Origin of the sequence: Labrys okinawensis (assembly GCF_047345005.1) — a bacterium.
Classification (GTDB): domain Bacteria; phylum Pseudomonadota; class Alphaproteobacteria; order Rhizobiales; family Labraceae; genus Labrys; species Labrys okinawensis.
The window spans coordinates 3,685,373-3,703,162 of record NZ_CP178864.1; the positions used below are offsets into that span (position 1 = coordinate 3,685,373).

General features: G+C 63.3%; 17 protein-coding genes. 5 read left to right on the plus strand and 12 right to left on the minus strand.

Translation table 11 applies throughout. The features are described from left to right. Positions 1 to 2: 2 nt before the first annotated feature. Positions 3 to 296 (minus strand): DUF3572 domain-containing protein, encoded by a 294-nt coding sequence (locus tag ACMDCR_RS17325; RefSeq protein ID WP_413987798.1) that lies wholly within the window; start codon positions 294 to 296, stop codon positions 3 to 5. A 117-nt stretch (positions 297 to 413) separates the two neighbouring features. Here ACMDCR_RS17325 and ACMDCR_RS17330 point away from each other — a divergent pair, with 117 nt between their 5' ends. Then, complete coding sequence (locus tag ACMDCR_RS17330; protein WP_284311843.1) at positions 414 to 782, plus strand: response regulator; 369 nt, start codon at positions 414 to 416, stop codon at positions 780 to 782. 176 nt (positions 783 to 958) lie between these two features. Here ACMDCR_RS17330 and rpmG read toward each other — a convergent pair whose 3' ends face one another. From rpmG to rnr, 5 genes are all read right to left on the minus strand, one after another. Beyond that, on the minus strand, positions 959 to 1,126 hold the full coding sequence (gene rpmG / locus ACMDCR_RS17335; RefSeq protein WP_284311846.1) for a 50S ribosomal protein L33: 168 nt from the start codon (positions 1,124 to 1,126) through the stop codon (positions 959 to 961). Between the two features lie 136 nt (positions 1,127 to 1,262). Next, on the minus strand, positions 1,263 to 2,444 hold the full coding sequence (locus ACMDCR_RS17340; protein ID WP_413987799.1) for an MFS transporter: 1,182 nt from the start codon (positions 2,442 to 2,444) through the stop codon (positions 1,263 to 1,265). Beyond that, positions 2,444 to 3,160, minus strand: coding sequence for an NUDIX hydrolase (locus ACMDCR_RS17345; RefSeq protein WP_413987800.1), 717 nt, complete (start codon positions 3,158 to 3,160; stop codon positions 2,444 to 2,446). Before ACMDCR_RS17345 ends, ACMDCR_RS17340 begins: the two co-directional genes overlap by 1 nt. A 2-nt stretch (positions 3,161 to 3,162) precedes the next feature. Continuing rightward, positions 3,163 to 3,570, minus strand: coding sequence for a DUF983 domain-containing protein (locus ACMDCR_RS17350; protein WP_413987801.1), 408 nt, complete (start codon positions 3,568 to 3,570; stop codon positions 3,163 to 3,165). Then, a complete protein-coding gene (gene rnr / locus ACMDCR_RS17355) occupies positions 3,567 to 5,870 on the minus strand; it encodes a ribonuclease R (protein ID WP_413987802.1) in 2,304 nt (767 codons plus the stop codon). Before rnr ends, ACMDCR_RS17350 begins: the two co-directional genes overlap by 4 nt. A gap of 509 nt (positions 5,871 to 6,379) precedes the next feature. On the opposite strand from rnr, the gene ACMDCR_RS17360 reads away from it, so the two are divergent. After that, complete coding sequence (locus ACMDCR_RS17360; protein WP_413987803.1) at positions 6,380 to 6,781, plus strand: thiol-disulfide oxidoreductase DCC family protein; 402 nt, start codon at positions 6,380 to 6,382, stop codon at positions 6,779 to 6,781. Positions 6,782 to 7,030: 249 nt separating this feature from the next. Here the strand turns inward: ACMDCR_RS17360 and topA are convergent, their stop codons facing one another. The 5 genes from topA to ACMDCR_RS17385 form a co-directional block, all read right to left on the minus strand. Next, positions 7,031 to 9,706, minus strand: coding sequence for a type I DNA topoisomerase (gene topA, locus ACMDCR_RS17365; protein WP_413987804.1), 2,676 nt, complete (start codon positions 9,704 to 9,706; stop codon positions 7,031 to 7,033). 251 nt (positions 9,707 to 9,957) lie between these two features. Continuing rightward, a complete protein-coding gene (dprA, locus tag ACMDCR_RS17370) occupies positions 9,958 to 11,109 on the minus strand; it encodes a DNA-processing protein DprA (protein WP_413987805.1) in 1,152 nt (383 codons plus the stop codon). Continuing rightward, positions 11,106 to 11,720, minus strand: a complete 615-nt coding sequence (gene plsY / locus ACMDCR_RS17375; RefSeq protein WP_413987806.1) for a glycerol-3-phosphate 1-O-acyltransferase PlsY — start codon at positions 11,718 to 11,720, stop codon at positions 11,106 to 11,108. Before plsY ends, dprA begins: the two co-directional genes overlap by 4 nt. 41 nt (positions 11,721 to 11,761) lie before the next feature. Then, positions 11,762 to 13,054: a dihydroorotase gene (locus ACMDCR_RS17380; RefSeq protein WP_413987807.1), complete on the minus strand. Its 1,293-nt coding sequence runs from the start codon at positions 13,052 to 13,054 to the stop codon at positions 11,762 to 11,764. Between the two features lie 10 nt (positions 13,055 to 13,064). Then, entirely contained in the window at positions 13,065 to 14,009 is a 945-nt protein-coding gene (locus tag ACMDCR_RS17385; RefSeq protein ID WP_413987808.1) for an aspartate carbamoyltransferase catalytic subunit, read from the minus strand. Between the two features lie 52 nt (positions 14,010 to 14,061). Between ACMDCR_RS17385 and ACMDCR_RS17390 the strand changes: the two genes are divergently transcribed. From ACMDCR_RS17390 to ACMDCR_RS17400, 3 genes are all read left to right on the plus strand, one after another. Next, the gene (locus tag ACMDCR_RS17390) at positions 14,062 to 14,256 is read left to right on the plus strand and encodes a hypothetical protein (protein WP_413987809.1); all 195 of its coding nucleotides are present in this window, start codon (positions 14,062 to 14,064) and stop codon (positions 14,254 to 14,256) included. A 165-nt stretch (positions 14,257 to 14,421) separates the two neighbouring features. Further along, entirely contained in the window at positions 14,422 to 15,951 is a 1,530-nt protein-coding gene (locus tag ACMDCR_RS17395; protein WP_413987810.1) for an ATP-binding cassette domain-containing protein, read from the plus strand. An 89-nt stretch (positions 15,952 to 16,040) separates the two neighbouring features. After that, entirely contained in the window at positions 16,041 to 16,250 is a 210-nt protein-coding gene (locus tag ACMDCR_RS17400; protein WP_413987811.1) for a hypothetical protein, read from the plus strand. Here the strand turns inward: ACMDCR_RS17400 and ACMDCR_RS17405 are convergent. Next, positions 16,243 to 17,766, minus strand: a complete 1,524-nt coding sequence (locus tag ACMDCR_RS17405) for a D-arabinono-1,4-lactone oxidase (RefSeq protein WP_413987812.1) — start codon at positions 17,764 to 17,766, stop codon at positions 16,243 to 16,245. The two genes, ACMDCR_RS17400 and ACMDCR_RS17405, sit on opposite strands and share 8 nt — an antisense overlap. Between the last annotated feature and the right edge of the window lie 24 nt (positions 17,767 to 17,790).

A 17,790-nucleotide genomic window follows, 5' to 3' on the forward strand; every position in this document is an offset into this window, starting at 1 on the left:
GCTCAGTCCCAATGGAGTCCGAGGCGGGCGGCGGCGCGCTGGAGATCTTCCGGCGTCAAACCATTCTCGGCGGCGAAGGCAGATGCGCTATCCTCGTCGGAGAGCACATGCTGGAGGACGGAAGCAAGAAAACCGGGTTGGCTGACGGCGCCACGAATCTCGTCGGGCGCCAGGCCAGTCAGCGCAAAGAAATTCGCGAGCCGATCCTGGTCTCCGGCTATGAAGCCGAGTGCCCGGGCGGCGATTTCTTCCGCGCGTTGCTTTTGCGCCTCTTCGCCGCCTCTTTGCCTGAGCATCGAATTTCCCGTTTGGTAAGGACTGACTGCTAAGTGAAAATGCCGTGCAGGATCACGGGAGCAAGAGATTCGGGTCTATCCCGTTTCGCTTTTATTATATCGCAGACGAGGGGCTCAATGGCCAAGAAAGTCCTGATCGTGGAAGATAATGAGCTCAACATGAAGCTTTTCCACGATCTGCTGGAAGCTCACGGCTATGACATCGTGGAAACGCGCAGCGGCGTCGACGTGATGAATCTCGCCCGCACGCATCGCCCCGACCTCATCCTGATGGATATCCAGTTGCCCGAGGTCTCGGGGCTGGAGGTCACGCGCTGGCTGAAGGACGACGACGAACTGAAGTCGATTCCCGTGGTCGCCATCACCGCCTTCGCCATGAAGGGCGACGAGGAGCGCATTCGCCAGGGCGGCTGCGAGGCTTACCTCTCCAAGCCGATCTCCGTGGCAAAATTCCTGGAAACGGTGCGCAGCTTCCTGGGGGAGTAGCTGGGAGCGCGGACGTCCTACGACACTCAAGAGAGTGTCGGACGATCCGCTCGCATAAAATAGAAAGGCGGGCCACATCGGACCCGCCTTTGCCATTTCTACGACGTTCGTGGTTCAAGGGCGGATCGTCCGAAACTCTCTTGAGTGTCGCGGGACGTCCGCGCTCCCAGGAGATCTTACTTGATCTTGGTTTCCTTGAACTCGACATGCTTGCGCGCAACGGGGTCGTACTTCTTCATTGCGAGCTTTTCGGTCTTCGTGCGGGTGTTCTTCTTGGTGACATAGAAGTAGCCCGTATCAGCTGTCGAAATCAGCTTGATCTTGATGGTTGCGGCCTTGGCCATGGTGGTTGCTCCGAATATTGCTACCGGACCACTGAGGGGCTAAGGCAGCAAAGCCGCGCAACGGCGCGGCCCTTTGAATCTTGGCGCAAACTACTCAGGAACGCGCCGAAGTCAACCAGAGAAACGGCCGAATGCCTCAATTCGCGCGCTCTCCGAGCCGGCAGGCCACCAGAAGGGCATAGAGGCCGAAGAGCGTCGCCAACCCGAACGCGAAGCCATGCGGGCGCACCGCGTCGATCACGACCCCGAGCACGGGTGTCGAGATCATCATGCCGAGAGCGTAGAGCATGATGAAAGTGGCATTGGCGGTTGCCAGCGCCGTTCCCGAGAAGCGCGAGCCGAGATGGGCGAGCCCGACGGTGTAGAGCCCGCCCGCCATGCCGCCGGTGAGGAAGACGAGCACCATGAGGAGCGGCAGGCTGCCGGAGCAGAGCGGCATCGCCAGGGCCCCGACGGCCGATACCAAGGCGCAGCTCAGCAGGAGCAGCGGACGGTTCACCCGATCCGACAGCAGCCCGAGCGGGATCTGCGAGACGACGTTGCCGAGGCCGAAGAGAGTGAGCAGCCAGGCGCCATTCTCCTGTCCGAGTTTCAGCGCTTCGCCATAAAGTGCCATGAAGGCGAAGCTTCCCTGTTCCACCGCGCCGTAGATGAAGGCCGCCATGGTTGCGACTGGCGCGATCAGGATGAAGCGCCAGATCGAGAGGCCGGCCCGGCCCTCCAGCGGCGGCGCGTCGCGGCCAGCGAAGAAGATCGGCACCGCCGCGACGGCGAAAAAGCAGGCGCCTACTGGGAATAGCGACAGGCTGGCGCCATCGTTCAGCACCAGCAGAGCGGGGCCGGCCGCGAAACCGAGCGACAGGGATGTCGCGTAGATACCCATGATGAAGCCGCGGCGGGCATTCGGCGCGGCGGCATTGATCCAGTATTCCGACAGCACGAACAAAGCGTTGATCGAGCAGGCGAACAGGAAGCGCAGCACCGACCAGGCGAGGAAGCTCGGCAGCAGCGGGAAGAGGCTCATGGTGAATGCCGCCAGAGCGAGCGTCGCCAGCAGGAAGTTGCGCAGCCCGAAGGAGCGCGCGAGGCGTGGCACGAAGGGGCTGGTAAGGAGGCCGGCCAGGCTGGCAAAGGAAGTCTGGGCGCCGATCGCCGCGGCGCTCACCCCCTGCGCGGAGAGGAGCAGCGATATCAGCGGCGCGGTCAGCGACAGGCCGATACCCGCAACGGAGATGCAGATAATCGCTGCAGCGATGGTGACGAGGCGGGCCCGATCAAGGGTCTGATCGGCCTCGGACAGGGCGGATTCGACAGACATCAGATTTCGTCGCACCGCCACGTACCACGCCACTCATGGAAGAAGGGCACTGGCAGGTCCTTCTCAAGCCCGAGCTCGAGCCGCTTCCCCACCTCGGCGAGAATCATGCGGGTGATATCCGCGAGATTTTCCTGCTTCGTCTCCTCGACCGTCAGCCACCGTGTTTCGACGAACTCGGAATCAGGGCCGGTCACGTCCTCTGTCTGGGCGGCGATGTGGCTGGCATCGGCGGCGAAGAAACGCGTATCGAAGCGGCGCGGAAAGCGGCTGGGCGTGATCGCGCGGGCAACGAATGAAAGCGGCTCCGGGGCCGGATAGACCTCGCGCTCGGCAAAGGCGCGCCAATGTGCGCTGCTGGTCGCCGGCGCACCCAGACCGCTTTCGCCAATGAGAATGCCGGTCTCCTCGAAGGTCTCGCGGATGGCGCAGAGTGCCAGTGCCCGGGCCTTGCCCGGCGAAGGGCGCGCCATGCGGGCGAGGAGGTTGCGCTCGGTATGAGCCGCCAGCGAGCCATAGACCCGCATCGAACGGTCGGCGGCCTCCACCCGCCCGCCTGGGAAGACCATGAAGCCGGGCATGAAGACATGGCCGGGATGGCGCTTGCCCATCAGCACCCGCGGCTTGCGGCCTGAGCGGTCGACGAGAATCAGCGATGCCGCATCACGGGGTGTGACTGGTCGTGTCCGGGCAGGAGCGGGGATCTCGGCGTCGGGCATGGTCAATAGGGCGAAATGGCGTCTGGATCGGCTTCGCCCGAGAAGCCATGCATGCGGTTGGCCCATTGCAGGCCGATGATTGCGCCCTTGATCATCGGCAGCAGCACCAGCGAGAGCACGACGGTCAGCGTGCCGAAGACGACGCCGAGGATCCAGAGGGGAATGTCGGAGGTCATCACGCAGGCGAGGATGCCGGCCACTACGATGTGGCCAACGATCAGCATGGTGAAATAAGGCGGCGCATCGTCGGCCCGATGGTGCGAGAGGTCCTCACCGCAGACGCTGCAGCGGGGCGCTACCTTCAGATAGGAGGTGAAGATCTTGCCCTTGCCACAGTTGGGGCAGCGCCCGAAGGCGCCGCGCCGCATGGCTAGCGACACGTCCCGCTGCTGAGGCCGATACTCGATCATCGCCGTCTCTTGCCCCCTGCGGCCTGGGCCGCCTTGCGCTTGGCGCCGTTGCCCTTGCGGTCCGTGATGCGCGGCCGCCTCATGGCGCCGGCTCTGCGGCCCGGCGGGCGCCGGCGCGTGCCGTCCGAGACGATCTCGAACCGCAGGGCCCCGGCGAAGGGAGCCGCTTCCACGAGCTTGACGGATACCACGTCGCCGAGCTGGAAGGATTCGCCCGTCGCCGCACCGATAAGCTGATGTGAGCCTTCTTCGAAACGATAATAATCGTGACCGATCGTCGCGGCTGGCACGAAACCGTCCGCTCCCGTCTCCAGGAGTTTCACGAACAAGCCCGATTTGATCACGCCCGAGACGCGGCCCTGGAAGATCTCGCCGACATGATCCGCCAGGAAATGCGCGATGAGGCGATCGATGGTCTCGCGCTCGGCGGTCATGGCCCGGCGTTCGGTGGCGGAGATCCTGCCGGCAATCTCGTTGAGCAGTGCCGGCGTCATCTCCGACGGCAGTCCGTCCTCCCCCAGGTGCAGCGCGCGGATCAAGGCACGGTGCACGATGAGGTCGGAATAGCGCCGGATCGGTGAGGTGAAATGGGCATAGCGGCGCAGATTCAGGCCGAAATGCCCGATATTATCGGCCGAATACTCCGCCTGGCTCTGCGAGCGCAGCACCACGTCGTTGACGAGATGGGCATTGTCGGTGCCCGCCACGCGTTCGAGGATGGTGTTGAACTGGTTCGGCCGCATCGCCCCCTGCTTGGAAAGCGGGATGTCGAGCGTGTGGAGGAACTCGCGCAGGGCGATGATCTTTTCCATCGAAGGCTCGTCATGCACGCGATAGACGAGCGGTGTCTTCTTGGCTTCCAGCGTCTCGGCCGCCGCGACATTGGCGAGGATCATGAATTCCTCGATCAGCCGATGCGCGTCGAGCCTTTCGGGGACGATGACACGATCGACCGTGCCGTTGGGCTTGAGCAGGATCTTGCGCTCGGGCAGGTCGAGGTCGAGCGGGCCACGCCCGTCACGCTCGGCCTTGAGAGAGGCATAGGCGGCCCACAGCGGGCGCAGGACCGGCTCGAGGAGCGGCCCCGTCGTCTCGTCCGGATTGCCGTTAATGGCAGCCTGGGCTTGCTGGTAGGAGAGCTTGGCGGCCGACTTCATCATCACGCGATGGAAGCTGTGGCTGAGCTTGCGTCCGTCGGCGGCGACGATCATGCGCACGGCCAGCGCCGGGCGGTCGACATTGGGACGCAGAGAGCACAGATCGTTCGAGATCCGCTCGGGCAGCATCGGCACGACGCGGTCCGGGAAGTAGACCGAATTGCCGCGGATGAGAGCCTCGCGGTCGAGCGGGGTGTCCGGCCTCACATAAGCGGCGACATCGGCGATGGCTACGGTGAGGATGTGACCGCCCGGATTGCCCGGGTTGGTGTCCGGCTCGGCGTGGACGGCGTCGTCATGATCCTTGGCGTCTGCCGGATCGATGGTGATCAACGGCAGGCGCCGCCAGTCCTCCCGGCCAGACATCGTCGCCGGCTTGGCCGCTTCGGCTTCCTCCAGCGTATCCTTTCGGAATACATGCGGAATGTCGTGGGAGTAGATGGCGATCAGGCTGATGGCCTTCTCGCTGTTCACCTCGCCGATGCGTTCCACGATGCGGGCCATAGGCGGACCGCCACGCGAGCCGCGCAGGGGCTCGATGGCGACAAGCTCGCCATCCCTGGTGTTGGCCGTGTCGCCGGGACGGACCATGAGGTCGCGACCGGCGTTGCGCTTTTCGATGGGTACGACCTGGCCTTCGCCATTGGGCAGGCGACGGAAGACGCCGAGAATGCGCTGGCGCAGCTTTTCCAGCACCTTGATGACGCGCCCGCTCGGATGGTGGTCCGAACCGCCATCGGCCAGGCGCAGCAGCACGCGCGAGCCGACACCGGGCGCCGCGCCGCCGAGGCGCTTGGGCACGGTGACGAGGATGCGCGGCGGCTTGCCGTTGTCATCGTTCCACTCGGACGGTACGGCGATGAGTTCGCCATCGCGGTCGCGCCCCGTGATATCGGCGACCAGCGAGGAGGGCAGGGCGCCGGGGGCATTGAAGCCCTTGCGGGTGCGCTGGACGGCGCCTTCCTCTGAGAATTCGTCGAGGAGGTGCTTGAGCGCGATCTTGTCGGCGCCACTAAGCCCGAATTCACGGGCGATCTCTCGCTTGCCGACACGGCCGCGGGACCGGGCGATGAACGCGAGGATATCCTCGCGGCTGGGAAGAGAGGGCTCCAGCGCTTGGGTAGATTTATAATTACGAGCCACAGAAAGAATTCCGGGTTGGCGTTGGGAGCCGGGACTTGAAAGCCGGCATCATAGACCAACGCGCAGGGTATTTGTCGAAGCCAAAGAGAGGCACACGCGTTTTTGCGCGGCAGCTGAATTGGCGATGATATCTGTCGAGGATGATCTGCGCGGCGATCCCCAAAGCAAAGCGCGTGGCAGCAGGAAGGCTGCTTCGCTCTCGCTTTTTGTATCGAGGCGTCTCTGCGATTCGTGGCGATTCCGCCAAATTGCAAAACGCTTAGGGGACCTCTCAGCGCGGCAGAGCCAGGGTTAGGCAAAGGGCAGGAGAGCAAAGAACATCGAAGTGCCCCGGGACAGACAGTCTAGCTTCTAATGGCAATTGGCTGGCACGGTCCGGATTGCAAAAGCGGCCCAATCGGGCCGGACGCAGCTCATATAGTTGTGCTGCGACATGTTGTCAATGCCAATGTTGCACTGCAACATAAGTGAGGGGTGCTATCCTGCGCAGAGGTTGAGGAAGAAGTGGGATGGCGGACAACGAGGCGCGGGGAACCGTTAAACCCTTGACGGTCTGGTACAACACCAAATGCCCCGTCTGTGATGCCGGCATCCGGCACCAGCGCAGCAAACTGCTGGATGCGGTCAAGGCTGGCCGCATCGAATTTCTCGACATCAACCTGCAGCCCGATGCGCTGGCCCGATTCGGCGCCAGCCTCGATGACATCCGGCGGCGGCTGCATGCAACGGATGAGAGCGGTCGGCTGCTGGTGGGGGCCGACGTTGCGCTGGAGATCTGGCGGCGCACGCGGGGGCAGGGATGGATCGCCTCGATCCTCGGGGCGGCCGGGATGCTGCAGCTGACGCGCTTTGCCTATGACCGCTTTGCCGATGTGCTGTTTGCCTGGAACAAACGGCACGGGCGGTGGTGAGGCTGGGAGCGCGGACGTCTCGTCCGCTCTTGAACCACGCCAATTCCCAGAAAGGATGGTCGCGATCTGGTATCACAGCCGAAAACGGATGCGCTCCATTTCGAGAGCTCTGTGGTTCAAGAGCGGACGAGACGTCCGCGCTCCCAGAGCAAAGCGCGTTTACACGCAAACGCGCATTGCTCTAACTCCTTGTTTCAACGCGTCTTTGCGGTTCTTGCCGATGCCGTCAAATCGCAAAACGCCATGGCCTCAATCCTTGTCGAAAGGCACTTCGTCGGAGTCGATGATCGTTTTTGCCTTGGCTGACGGGGCCTTCTTGCTGCCGGCGGTCTTCTTCGAAGCCGGCGCCTTGGCGGTTGCCGGTTTTTTCGCCGTCGCGGCCTTCTTCGCCGGGGCTGCCTTACCACCCTTGGCGGCGATAAGCTCGATCGCCTGTTCCAGCGTCACGGCATCCGCCTCGACACCCTTGGGCAAGGTCGCGTTGACTTTGCCGTTGGTGACATAGGCACCGTAGCGGCCGGGGCGCACCTCCACCTTGCCGCCGCCGGGGAAATCTCCCAGCGCCCGGCCCGCGGCGGCTGCCGCGCCGAAGCGTCGGCCGGCACCGCCGCTCTCCTTGGTATGAATGAGGTCGATTGCGCGGTTGGCGCCGATCGAGAGCACGTCATCGTCCTTGTCGAGATTGGCGTAGGTCCGCTCATGCTGGACATACGGACCGTAGCGGCCGATGCCGACCAGGATGGGTTTGCCGCTCTCGGGATGGATAGCGACCTCCCTCGGCAGCGCCAGCAAGGCGAGCGCCCGTTCGAGGTCGATGCCGGCAGGGTTCATGCCCTTGGGCAGGCTGGTGCGCTTGGGCTTGTCGCCCTCGCCGAGCTGGACATAGGGACCGAAGCGGCCATCGCGCAGGGTGACGTCAAGGCCCGTATCCGGATCGGCGCCCAGCTTCTTGGCGCCGGGCTCGCCGCCATTGCCGTTTTCGCCTTCGCTGGCCTGCTCGCCACTGGCGGAAAGCTGGCGCGTATAGCGGCATTCGGGATAATTGGAGCAGCCGATGAAGGCACCAAATTTGCCCAGTTTGAGCGACAACGTACCTGTGCCGCAGACTTGGCATTGGCGCGGATTGGAGCCATCGCCACGGTCTGGGTAGATGTGCGGGCCGAGGAGGTCGTTCAGCGCATCGAGCACCTGCGTGGTGCGCAATTCCTTGGTGCCATCGATGGCGGCCGAGAAATCCTTCCAGAAGTCACGCAGGACTTCCTTCCAGTCGAGCTCATGGTTGGAAATGCGGTCGAGCTGCTCTTCCAGTGCCGCCGTGAAATCATATTCGACATAGCGCGCAAAGAAGCTCTCGAGAAAGGCGGTGACGAGCCGGCCCTTGTCCTCGGCCTTGAGGCGTTTCTTGTCGATGGAGACATAGTCGCGGTCTCGCAGCGTGGCGAGCGTCGCGGCATAGGTCGAGGGGCGGCCGATGCCGAGCTCTTCCATGCGCTTGATCAGCGTCGCCTCGCTGTAGCGCGGCGGCGGCTCGGTGAAGTGCTGGGTCGCGGCGATCGACTTCTTTTCGAGATTCTCGCCAGAAGACATGACCGGCAGGCGCTTGCCATCCTCGTCATCGCCGTCGTCGTCCCGGTCCTCGTTGTAGAGCGTCAGGAAGCCGTCGAATTTCACCACCTGGCCTGTGGCGCGCAGATCGAGCTTGCGCCCGCCTGCTTCGACCAGGATGTCGACCGTGGTGCGTTCGAGTTCCGCCTGCGCCATCTGGCTGGCGATGGTACGCTTCCAGATCAGCTCATAGAGCCGCGCCTGCTCGCTATCGAGGAACCTCGCCACATCCTTGGGCAGGCGGAAGGGATCGGTCGGGCGGATGGCCTCATGGGCTTCCTGGGCATTCTTGGCCTTGGTCGTGTATTTGCGAGGCGTTTCTGGCAGATAGGGCGGCGCGTAGCTCTTGCCGATCATGTTGCGCACGGCGGCGATCGCCTCGGGCGCCATGTCGACACCATCCGTTCGCATATAGGTGATCAGGCCCACCTGCTCGCCATTGAGATTGACTCCTTCATACAGACGCTGGGCGATCTGCATGGTGCGGTTGGGAGACAGGCCGAGCTTGCGGCTGGCTTCCTGCTGCAGGGTGGAGGTCGTGAAGGGCGGAAAGGGATTGCGGCGAGCGGGCTTGGCCTCGACGCTGGCAACCACGTAACGGCCCTGGTCGAGCGCTGCGCGGAAGGCGAGCGCCTCCTTCTCGGTACCGACATCGAGGCGCTGGATCTTCTTGCCGTCGGCGCCGACGAGGCGTGCCTCGAAGATGTCGCCGCGCGGCGTGGCGAGCGTGGCGACCAGCGACCAGTATTCCCGCGCCACGAAACGCTCGATCTCCAGCTCTCGGTCGCAGACCAGACGCAGAGCGACGGACTGGACCCGGCCTGCCGAACGAGCACCCGGTAGCTTGCGCCACAGCACCGGCGAGAGGCGGAAGCCGACGAGATAGTCGAGGGCGCGACGGGCGAGATAGGCATCCACGAGCCCTTCGTCGATGTCGCGCGGCGCTTTCATCGCCTTCTGGACGGCATCCTTGGTGATGGCGTTGAAGGTGACGCGTTCGACGGGAATGTCCTTCAGGGCTCGCTTCTGGCGCAGAATCTCCAGGACATGCCACGAGATCGCCTCCCCCTCGCGATCGGGGTCGGTTGCCAGGATGAGCTTGTCGCTGGCCCTCACGGCATTGGCGATATCGGTGAGACGCTTGCCCGCCTTGGCGTCATTCTCCCAGATCATGGCAAAATCGGCATCCGGCTCCACGGAGCCATCCTTGGCCGGCAGATCGCGGACATGGCCATAGGAGGCGATCACCTGATAGCCGGAACCGAGATATTTATTGATCGTCTGTGCCTTGGCGGGCGACTCAACGATGACAACAGGCATGGGCGGGCCGTTCACAATACGAAAACGAAGCAATCCTTAGCTTAAACGGACCCTTGGCGAGGCCTGTCGGGGCAAGGCATGAAATCGGGCAGGTCGCCCTGGCGCCTTAAAAGGGCGAGCGACACGCTGCCAAATAAGGATAAATCCGAAAATTGCAATCCGGCACATTCATCGGACAAGATGACGCTGTCGTCATCAATGAGGCGGCAAGATGGGCAAAAGCCTCCCCCAAGTCAATTCTACCAACATGATTATAACAACGAAACCATACCGTTGCCGTGTCTTTCGATCCGTCCCGCAAGATCCAGGTCGAGCAGGATAAGTTGGACGCGGCGAGGTTCGAGACCGGAAGCGCGTACGAGATCATCCATAGCAACGGGCGAAGGGCCGAGCAGGCCAACCAAGCGATCCTGATCGGCGTCGCCCGAAAGAATCGGTTGGGTGCGCGGGGCGGGTGGTCCATCCAGGGCATCGAAATCGAAACGAGGCTGGGCTTGCCTTGAACTCGGCACTGGCAGCGATCGCTGTTCCACCAAAGGCGCAATGACTTCGAGAACATCCCCAGCATGCCGCACCAGCGTGGCGCATTCGCGAATAAGCTTGTTGCAGCCATCATGCCGGGGATCGCGCGGCGAGCCGGGCACGGCCATCAATTCCCGCCCCTGTTCGAGAGCAAGCCGGGCGGTGATCAGAGAGCCCGACTTCATGGCCGCCTCGATGATGACGACGCCCAGCGCCAGGCCCGAGACGATGCGGTTGCGCTTGGGAAAATCGCGGGCAGTGGCCACCCAATCGAAGGGCGCCTCCGTTATAACGCAGCCCGTGCCGATGAGATCCTGCACCAGGCTCTCATGTTCCGGCGGATAGATTTTGCCTAATCCGCCGGCGACGACGGCCACCGTGCCGCTGCGCAAGGTCGCCTCATGAGCGGCCTTGTCGATGCCACGGGCGAGGCCGGAGACCACGGCGTAGCCGGCATTGGCGAGATTGGCTGCCATTTCCGCCGCGACGCTCTGGCCGACGGCGGAGGCATTGCGGGCGCCGATGATGGCGACCATGGGCTTGGACAACACCGCGAGCGAGCCTCTTACGGCGATGAGCGGCGGGGCCGAATCGATCGAGGCCAGTGCCTCGGGATATTCGGGTTCGCCGATCGCGATGAAGCGCGCACCCAGCTTTTCCATTGCGGCGAGTTCGCGCTGAAGGCTCGCCTCCGATGGCAGACGCAGGGAGCGGCCGCTGCGCCTGATGATGTCCGGCAGCGCCTCGATGACGGCGCCTGCGCTGCCATGGCTGTCAACCAGGCCTTTGAAGCTGATCGGACCGATGCCTTCGCAGCGGATCAGGCGCAGGCAGTCCAGCCGCTCGCCATCGGTGAGGACGCGACGCTGCGAAGCTCTCACGCCTTCTTCCCGATCTTGCTTTCCGTGCCGTCGAGCAACCGGCCGATATTGGCACGGTGCATATACCAGAGCGCCAGGGAAAGGAGGGCGAAGAGGATGGCTTCGCGGGGATATCCGAGCAGCAGCAGTGCGATCGGGCTGACCAGGCTCGCAGTCAGCGCCGAAGCCGAGGAATAGCGTGTGGTGAAGGCGACGGCCATCCATACGAGGGCGAAGACGATCGCCACGGGCCAGGCGAAGGCGGCGAGGAGGCCGAGATAGGTGGCGACGCCCTTGCCACCCTTGAACTTCAGCCAGACCGGGAAGATGTGACCGATAAAGGCGAAGAGGCCGGCGATGATTGCCGCTTCCATGCCCCAGAGATAACGAGCGACCAGCACGGCGATCGTGCCCTTGATTGCATCGAGCAGCAGCGTCGCCGCCGCCAGATCCTTGCGACCGGTGCGCAGCACATTGGTGGTGCCGATATTGCCGGACCCGATGGCGCGGATGTCGCCGAGACCCGCGGCGCGTGTCAGCACCAAGCCGAAGGGAATGGAGCCGAGCAGGTAGCCCAGGACCGCGGCGGCGATCAGGGCAAGCGGCGAGGCAAGGAACTGTCCGTCGGTCATGGGCCTGCTCTGCTTCGATGATCCGGATGGCTGTCTCTATATCAGATCTGGTAGACGAGTCTGCCGGCAACGAAGGTGCGCGAAACCTGCCCCTGAAGGCGTGCGCCGTCGAACGGCGAGTTCTTGCAGCGCGACTTCAGCTTCGCAGCATCTAGCACAAAAGGCGTATCGGGATCGAAAACCACGAGATCCGCCGGCGCGCCCTTGGTGAGAGTACCGCCGGGCAGGCGCAGGATTTCGGCCGGGTGGGTCGAGAGCGCCCGCAGCAAGGTCAGCAGGTCGAGCGAACCGTCATGGACCAGCCGCAGACCGGCCGGGAGCATGGTCTCCAGCCCGATGGCCCCATCGGCGCATTCGGCGAAGGGTTGGCGCTTGGTCTCGACGTCCTGCGGGTTGTGATCGGAAACGATGGCATCGACCAAGCCGTCCTTGACCGCCTGGACCAGGGCGATGCGGTCGTCCTCATGGCGCAGCGGCGGGGACACCTTGCAGAAGGTGCGGAAGGCGCCGATGTCGTTCTCGTTCAGCGTGACATGGTTGATCGAGGTGGAGGCGGTGACCTTGAGCCCGCTTGATTTGGCCCTGCGCAGCACATCGAGCGAGGCGCGGCAGGTCACCGTGGCGGCGTGATAGCGGGCGCCGGTCAGGGCGACGAGGCGCATGTCTCGCTCCAGCAGCATGGCTTCGGCCTCGGCGGGGATGCCGGGCAGGCCGAGGCGGCTGGCAAACTCCCCCTCATTCATCACGCCGTCGCCGGCGAGGTCAGCGTCCTGGGTGTGATGAACGACCAGGGCATCGAAGTCCCGGGCATAGGTAAGGGTGCGGCGCAGGACACGCGCATTCATCACGCTGCGCGCGCCGTCCGTGAAGGCGAGGGCACCGGCTTCACCGAGCAGGCCGATCTCGGTCATTTCCTGGCCAGCCAGGCCCTTCGTAAGGGCGGCCATGGCGTGGATATGGACGATCGAGGTATCGCGCGCCCGGCGCAACACGAAGTCGACGATGGCGGGATCGTCGATCGGCGGATGGGTCTCGGGCGTGCAGACAACCGTGGTGACGCCGCCCGCCGCCGCAGCCTGAGACGCGGTGGCCAGCGTCTCGCGATGCTCGGCGCCGGGCTCGCCGGTGACGGCGCGCATGTCGATCAGGCCGGGAGCCAGAACCTCGCCGCCGCAGTCGAGGATCTCGACATCGGAGCCCACCTTGTCCTTCGTCAGGCCGGGGCCGAGATCGGCGATGATGCCGTCCGCGATCAGCAGGGCGCCGCGCATTTGCGTACCGGCGGCCGGATCAGTCAGCAGGGCATTGGTAAGGAGGAGGGAACGGGTACTCATCTTTGTTCCCTCAAACATTGGGCAGGTTGCGGGCGAGCGCTTCGAGCACCGCCATGCGCACCGCGACACCGGCTTCCACCTGCTCGCGGATCAGCGACTGGGCGCCATCGGCGACGGCCGTGTCGATCTCGACGCCGCGGTTCATCGGTCCGGGATGCATCACCAGAGCATCGGGCTTGGCATATTTCAGCTTCTCCTCGTCGAGGCCGAAATAACGGAAATATTCCTTCGTCGAGGGGATGAAGGCGCCGGCCATGCGCTCACGCTGGAGGCGCAGCATCATCACAATGTCGGCGTCCTTGATGCCCTGCCTGATATCCCTGTAGACCTCCACGCCGAAGCGCTCGATCTCCGCCGGCAGCAGGGTCGAGGGTGCGATCAGGCGTACGCGGGCGCCCAGCGTGCCGAGCAGCAGGATGTTGGAGCGGGCGACGCGCGAATGCAGGATGTCGCCGCAGATCGCCACGGTCAACCCGGCGATGCGGCTCTTGTGGCGGCGGATGGTGAGGGCGTCGAGCAGGGCCTGCGTCGGATGCTCATGTGCGCCGTCACCCGCATTCACCACCGCGCAATCGACCTTGCGGGCGAGCAAATGCACGGCGCCGGCCTGGTTGTGGCGCACCACGATCACATCGGGCCGCATGGCGTTGAGGGTGATCGCCGTGTCGATCAGCGTCTCACCTTTCTTCACCGATGAGGAGCCCACCGACATGTTCATCACATCGGCGCCCAAGCGCTTGCCCGCGAGTTCGAAGGAGGACTGCGTGCGGGTGGACGGCTCGAAGAAGAGGTTGATCTGAGTTCGCCCGCGCAAGGCGGACGACTTTTTTTCGATCTGCCGGTTGAAGGCGATGTGGTCGTCAGCCTCATCGAGCAGGCTGAGAATGTCGCTCTCCCCAAGACCTTCTATGCCGAGGAGGTGGCGATGCGGATAGGTGGCTGCTGGCTTGGTCATCAAAGCCGAGTTCATAGGCTGTGTCGGCGGCGGCAGCAAGGATTGAGATCGCGTGTCGCGGCTTTTCCACCCTTGCGTCCGCCAGCAGGCGGCAAATGCCCATGGACCTTTCTTGTCTCGTCCCGCAAGCGATGTTATTTCTGCTGCGATTCATATCGAGAAAGGAGGGTTGCGCGTGATCGTCTACTTCCAGCACCATCGCCAGCGTGGCCCAGTCAATGCCCTGCAGATGCGTTTGCAGGGCTGACCGAAGACGTTCTCGAACACTCTTCCTGGTCTGCCCTTCGTGGCAACTCAGCACCTCAACTGAGGTGCCAGCGTTTATCATCAACGCCGAGTTTGATATTCGCGCATCCGACGATGGCTGTATGCCCCGGATAGCGTGATCGCTCGGCAAGACCAGAGAACGATCATGAGCCTTGTTAACATCCGCAATCTCGGCGTGACGCTGAGCGCTCCGCTTTTTTCCAAACTGAACCTTGCCGTCAATGCCGGCGACCGCATCGGCCTCGTCGCTGCCAACGGGCGCGGCAAATCCACGCTGCTGCGCTGCATCGTCGGTCGCATGGAGGCGAACGCTGGCGACATCATCAAGTCGCGCGGCCTGACTATCGGCTATGTCGAGCAGGACGTACCCGCGGCCCTTCTCGACACGCCATTCTACCAGACGATCGTTGAAGCGTTGCCTGCGGAGGAACGTCCAAGCGAAAGCTGGCGGGTGGATGTGACGCTGGACTCGCTGCAAGTGCCGGAAGCGATGCGGGAAAGGACCTTGAAACATCTCAGCGGAGGCTGGCAACGACTTGCGATGCTGGCCCGTATCTGCGTGAAGGAGCCGGACGTGCTTCTGCTCGATGAGCCGACCAACCACCTCGACCTTGCGAAGATCGGCCAACTTGAGGAATGGCTCAACGCGCTGCCAAGCGACATGCCGGTCATCATCTCGAGCCACGACCGCGCCTTCCTCGATGCGACGACCAACCGGACGCTGTTCCTGCGGCCGGAGCAGTCGCAGACCTTCGCGTTGCCCTACACAAGAGCACGGGCAGCCCTGGACGAGGCGGATGCCGCGGACGGGCGCCGCTATGAGCGCGACATCAAAGTGGCCCAGCAACTGCGAAAACAGGCCGCCAAGCTCAACAATATCGGCATCAATTCCGGCAGCGACCTTCTCGTCGTGAAGACCAAGCAGTTGAAGGAGAGGGCGGAGAAGCTAGAGGAGGCGGCCAGACCCGCACATTTCGAACGGTCGGCAGGCGCGATCAAGCTCGCCAATCAAGGCACACATGCAAAGGTACTGGTGACACTTGATGACGCCGCCGTCGAAACGCCTGACGGAACCTTGCTGTTCAGAACCGGCAAACGCTTCATCCGCCAGGGCGATCGCATCGTAGTGCTTGGGCAGAATGGCGCCGGCAAGACCCGGCTCATGACGATGCTGCGCAATGCCATCGAGAATCCGGAAACTACGCAAGGCGGCATGAAGGCAACGCCTGCCCTCGTCCTGGGCTATGGCGATCAGGCGTTGGCCGATCTTGTCGATGAAGAGACGCCGATGCACGCGATCGTCCACCGGTTCGATGTCGGAGATCAGCGTGCGCGCTCCTTGCTCGCGGGCGCTGGCATTGCCATCGAAAAGCAGAGCCGGCCGATCGGTCGGCTCTCAGGCGGACAGAAGGCTCGGTTGGGTCTGCTCTTGCTGCGGCTTGCCGAACCGAATTTCTATCTGCTCGACGAACCGACCAACCATCTCGATATCGAAGGGCAGGAGGCTCTGGAAGGCGAGCTTCTGGATCCGCGCGCCAGTTGCCTGCTGGTCTCGCATGATCGCAGCTTCGTGAGGGCCGTGGCAAACCGGTTCTGGCTCATCGAAAAGAAGAAGCTGGTGGAACTCGATGGGCCGGAGGACTTCTTTGCCTCCATCGGTGCGGCGCGTGATTGACGCGCCCGTGGCTTCTCGCGGCGTTCCATTTGAGCGCCTGCGAGGTCACTACCTGCCGGCAATACTGAGAAAAGCTCTGAAAATTGCCGATGAGCGGCCAAGTTGAGTTGGAGATTACGGGGAGCGGCAAGAATATCAAAGCGCAGTCGAAAGATCTTGCCAACAATCCTGGTGACCGCCGCAACGGTGTTCACATTCCCGGCCGGAGCGCGGCGTCCGATAGGGCCATCGAGCTGCCCGCCGCGCTTGTCGCCACCCTCGAGGCCTATCTCAAATCCGCCTGGCCACTCCTCAGGTGAAAAGCCCCTGCTGGGTGAGGAATGGATTGAGGAACATGCCATTGGGATCGAGCTGCCGCCGCAGAGTGTTGAAAGTCTGCAGGTTTTGACTCGGATAGAGCGATTTCACGTTCACATGCGGCGTGATGTATTGCCAGTTCTTGGCCCAATGCGGGCGGCCGTGCCTCGTGCCGATCCAGTCCGGCATGACGGCGTTGATCATGGCGAGGTGGGGCGCCATGGCAGCCGCCCGCTTGCCGGCATCGGGCTCCGACTTGGGATAGGCGCTCAAGATTTCCATCCAGCAGATCCGGTCTTCCGTGGCGGTCGAATAGGCCGGGGACAACAAGGACTGGCTCGTCTTGGTGAAGCGGGCGTGCAGGCAGGTCGTGAGCGGAAAGGCGCCCTGGAACTTGTAGGCATAGTTGAGGGCCGCGTACCAGGCACGCACGATATTGCCGACATCCCAGGTTCCCGGCCCCGTGCTCGGGATGGGAATGGCAACTTCGAGATCGAGGATCGGGAAGGCCTGGTCGGCATAGAACATCACGCGCGGGGCAGGAGCAACGAAGCCCCCCTTGGCTTCGATGGCTTTCGCCCTGTCGTGGATGGTGTTCCAGGCCAGGGACAGGATCGGTGACCAGAACAAGGGATGGGTGGAGGTCCACTCCATCACGGAGGTCGCCATCTTGTCGATCCAGCCATCCGGCCGCAGAGGGATGTCGCGGGGCTCGTCCTGGGTTCGATTGAATTTCTTGATCCAGATCTGCCCGTTGTTGTAGCCGCTGCCCGGGAACCAGAAGAGCTCCACATACTCGTTCTCGGTCACCAGCTTGTGCAGGTTCTCCGGCCTGATCTCGCCGCCTGTCCCATCCGGATTCGGACCCATCACGCTCTCGGTCGCAGTGACGATTTCCTCGTCATGCAGATTGTAGAGCGGCTCGACCCGGAGCGTCAGTTTGGTGATGATGCCGAGCGTGCCGAGATTGACACGCACGGACGGCATTTCGTTGGGCGTGGTTTCCTCGGAGAAGACATGCAACTGGCCGTCGGCGGCAACGAACTCCACCGCGTAAACAAAGTCGGACACGGTCTGCTGGCTCCAGCCGGTGCCGTGGCATCCGGCAGCCACGAAACCCGTGGCATTGATCGAGGCCAGAGCCCCGGTCGATGACAAATACATCTGAGGCAGCGAGGGGTCCGGCGCGGTGAGCGCATCGCGAACATCCGCCCAGGGCGCCGACGGCAAGAACGAGACCAGATCGATCCCCTTGTTCTGCCAGCGCCAGGCCTTTCGCGGGCCATCGGCGTAATGCGACATCTCGACCAGGGTTTCGCCGTTGTTGACGATCAGGGGGCTGAAGGAATGTCCCGTGCCTATCGTGCGCATGGTGGTGCCGGCAGACCGTTTCACCAGCGCCTGCACATCCGCCAGGCTGGTGGGATGGGCAATCTCATCCGGGACGCTTGTCAGGTTTCCGGCCCAGTTGGTCCAGCGGTTTTCATTGCCGTCGCCGCCGTTGTCTTGATCGCTCACAATCCATCTCCCCGAAAATCAAGT

Excerpts from the sequence above, each read along its gene's own strand:
- ACMDCR_RS17385 (WP_413987808.1), bottom strand. The coding sequence starts at position 14,009 with ATGACCAAGCCAGCAGCCACCTATCCGCATCGCCACCTCCTCGGCATA.
- ACMDCR_RS17395 (WP_413987810.1), top strand. The coding sequence starts at position 14,422 with ATGAGCCTTGTTAACATCCGCAATCTCGGCGTGACGCTGAGCGCTCCG.
- ACMDCR_RS17345 (WP_413987800.1), bottom strand. The coding sequence starts at position 3,160 with ATGCCCGACGCCGAGATCCCCGCTCCTGCCCGGACACGACCAGTCACA.
- ACMDCR_RS17360 (WP_413987803.1), top strand. The coding sequence starts at position 6,380 with ATGGCGGACAACGAGGCGCGGGGAACCGTTAAACCCTTGACGGTCTGG.
- ACMDCR_RS17380 (WP_413987807.1), bottom strand. The coding sequence starts at position 13,054 with ATGAGTACCCGTTCCCTCCTCCTTACCAATGCCCTGCTGACTGATCCG.
- rpmG (WP_284311846.1), bottom strand. The coding sequence starts at position 1,126 with ATGGCCAAGGCCGCAACCATCAAGATCAAGCTGATTTCGACAGCTGAT.
- ACMDCR_RS17330 (WP_284311843.1), top strand. The coding sequence starts at position 414 with ATGGCCAAGAAAGTCCTGATCGTGGAAGATAATGAGCTCAACATGAAG.
- ACMDCR_RS17340 (WP_413987799.1), bottom strand. The coding sequence starts at position 2,444 with ATGTCTGTCGAATCCGCCCTGTCCGAGGCCGATCAGACCCTTGATCGG.
- ACMDCR_RS17400 (WP_413987811.1), top strand. The coding sequence starts at position 16,041 with ATGAGCGGCCAAGTTGAGTTGGAGATTACGGGGAGCGGCAAGAATATC.
- ACMDCR_RS17325 (WP_413987798.1), bottom strand. The coding sequence starts at position 296 with ATGCTCAGGCAAAGAGGCGGCGAAGAGGCGCAAAAGCAACGCGCGGAA.
- plsY (WP_413987806.1), bottom strand. The coding sequence starts at position 11,720 with ATGACCGACGGACAGTTCCTTGCCTCGCCGCTTGCCCTGATCGCCGCC.
- ACMDCR_RS17350 (WP_413987801.1), bottom strand. The coding sequence starts at position 3,570 with ATGATCGAGTATCGGCCTCAGCAGCGGGACGTGTCGCTAGCCATGCGG.
- topA (WP_413987804.1), bottom strand. The coding sequence starts at position 9,706 with ATGCCTGTTGTCATCGTTGAGTCGCCCGCCAAGGCACAGACGATCAAT.